Here is a 2,701-nt window from a genome sequence, read left to right as displayed (position 1 = left end):
GGCGCTGCCCCGGCACGGCGCTCTGAGCTGGAGAAGTCACGTCGCACAGATTAGGCCGTCGCACCGACATCGCACGAAACGGCACGGTTGGCCTGCCGTCAGCGGCCGGGCCCGGGCGGTCGGGGGCGGGGCCGGGCCAGCAGCAGCGCGATGTCGTCCAGCGGGGTGTGGTGCAGGGCGTGCAGCACGGTGTCGCAGGTCTGCTCCAGCGGGCGGGGAGTCCCGGACAGCACGGCGCGCAGCGCGCGCAGGCCCACGTCGATGGGCGCGCGGCGGTCCTCGACGAGGCCGTCGGTGAAGAGCGCGAGGGTGGCGCCCTCGACCAGTTCGCGCTTCTCGGTGCTGAACGGCACGCCTCCCACGCCCAGGGGCGCCGCGTTGGGCAGGTCGACCAGTTCGGCGGAGCCGTCGGGTGAGACGAAGACCGGCGGCAGGTGGCCGGCGCTGGACAGTTCGCAGCGTCCGTGGAGCGGATCGCACACCGCGTAGACGCAGGTGGCGATGGAGTCCCCGAGGGAGGCCAGGATGTCGTCGAGATGCCGCAGCAGTTCCGCCGGCGGCATGTCGAGGCGGGCGAAGGCACGGGTGGCGGTGCGCAGTTGGCCCATGATGGCGGCGGCGTGCAGGCCCTTGCCCATCACGTCGCCGACGATCAGGCCCAGCTTGCCGTGCCGCAGCGGGAGCACGTCGAACCAGTCGCCGCCGACGCCGCTGACCGCCGGCAGGTAGCGGGCGGCGATGTCGACGTCCGGGTGCCGGGGCGGCGTGTCGGGCAGCAGGCTGCGCTGGAGGGTCAGGGCGGCGTTGCGTTCCCTGCTGTACAGGCGGGCGTTGTCGACGCAGATGGCGGCGCGCGCGGCGAGTTCGACGGCCAGCGTGAGGTCCTGGTCGTCGAAGGGCCGGGGGTTGGTCGTGCGGTACAGGCTGACGGTGCCGAGCAGGTCACCGCGGGCGATCAGCGGCGCCGCGAGGTAGGAGTGCACGCCGGAGGACTCCAGCATGCCGAGCGCGTCGTCGTCCTTGGCGATGCGGCGCATCTGCTCCGGATCGACGTGCGGCAGGAGGATCGGGCGGGCCTCCCGCACGCACTGGGTGATCATGCGGGTCGGGCCGTAGGAGGCCAGCTCGCCCACCTGGTCGGCGGCCTGGAAGTCGGCCGTGCCGTCGGCTGCGGCCACCGTCAGCGCCCGGAACCGCGCCGAGCCCTCCGGCCCGACGGCCGCGGCGACCTCTCCACTGAGGACGGAGTCCAGGACGTCGACGGCGGCGAAGTCTGCCAGCCGGGGCACGGCGACCTCGGCCAGCTCGCGGGCGGTCTGCTGGAGGTCGAGCGTCGTCCCGATGCGCACTCCGGCGTCGGCGATCACGGCGAGGCGCTCGCGGGCTTCGGCCATCTCCCGGGCGACCCGCTGCCGTTCGCTCACGTCGATCGCCGACGTCGCCATGCCCAGGGGTTGTCCGCGCGGGTCGTCGATCCGGTAGTAGGAGACCGACCAGACGTGTTCGTGCTCGGGGTCGGTCGCGGTCCGTCCGGTGGTCAGCTGGTCGAGCATCGGCCGGCCGGTCTCCATGACGTGGTGCAGCGCACGGCGTACCGCGTCGGAGTCGACGGCCGGCAGGACCTCCTCCAGCCGGCGGCCCAGCATGTCTCCGGCGGGCAGCCCGCTGATCTGCTCCAGGGCCGGGTTGACGCGCAGCCAGCGCAGGTCGGTGTCGAACAGGCCCATGGCGACCGGCGACTGGTTGACAAGGCTGTTGGACAGGGCGAGGTCGGTCTCCAGCCGCCGCACGGTGGCGGCGTCGGCGGCCAGGCCCAGGGCGTAGACGTCGCCGTGGACGTCGTGCATGCGCATGTTGCGGAACTCGACCGGCCGGGTGGCCCCGTCCCGGCCGCGGACGGGGAAGACACCGGCCCAGACGGCGCCGGCCCGCACCTTGCCGAACAGTTCCCTGACCAGGTCCAGGTGTTCCGGGGCGACCAGCAGGCGCCCCGCGTAGGTGCCCAGCGCCTCGTGGGTGGAGTAGCCGAACAGGCGTTCCGCCTCGGGGCTCCACAGCACCACCTGGCCCTCGCTGTTGAGGACGAAAGCCGACACGCGCAGCAGGTCGAGCAGACCGCCCGGTGCGGTGCTGACGCCCTCCGGGTCGGTGCCGCCGCGGATCTCCGGCTGCCCCGGCTCCTCCATATCGGCCGCCCCCTCTCAGCGCTCGCCGAGGAGCTGCTCGGTCCACATGGTCTTGCCGGACGAGGTGTACCGGCTGCCCCAGCGGTGGGCGAGCTGCGCGACCAGGAAGAGGCCCCGGCCGCCCTCGTCGGTCAGTCGGGCCCGGCGCAGGTGCGGCTGGGTCTGGCTGGGGTCGGAGACCTCGCAGACGAGGGTCTCGTCCCTGATCAGCCGCACGCCGACCGGGCCGCCGGCGTAGCGGATCGAGTTGGTGACGAGCTCACTGACGATCAGTTCGGTCACGAAGGCGAGCTCGTGCAGCCCCCACGCGGCGAGCCGCTCGTTGACCAGGTCACGGGCCCGGGCGACCTCGGTGGCGTCCGCGGCGAACGTCCAGGCGACGGTCGCGTCCTCGGGCAGCCGGCGGACCCGGGCCACCAGCAGGGCCACCTCGTTGTCCAGCGGGCCCTCGGGCAGCAGTTCGTCCAGCGCTTCACGGCCGGCCTGCGCGGGGGTGCGGCCGGAGCGGGCGGCGG

2 protein-coding genes are annotated in these 2,701 nt (G+C 73.6%); both read right to left on the bottom strand.

From position 1 onward, the window contains the following. Positions 1–98: 98 nt before the first annotated feature. Positions 99–2,186, bottom strand: coding sequence for a SpoIIE family protein phosphatase (locus ACYVE9_RS21945; RefSeq protein WP_461029610.1), 2,088 nt, complete (start codon positions 2,184–2,186; stop codon positions 99–101). Positions 2,187–2,201: 15 nt separating this feature from the next. Then, a partial coding sequence (locus ACYVE9_RS21940) for an ATP-binding protein (RefSeq protein ID WP_461029609.1) occupies positions 2,202–2,701 on the bottom strand: 500 nt, incomplete at its 5' end.

This window comes from Streptomyces sparsus, assembly GCF_054776295.1.
Note: the sequence above shows the minus strand (reverse complement) of the source record. Positions and strands in the feature narration are given on the sequence as shown.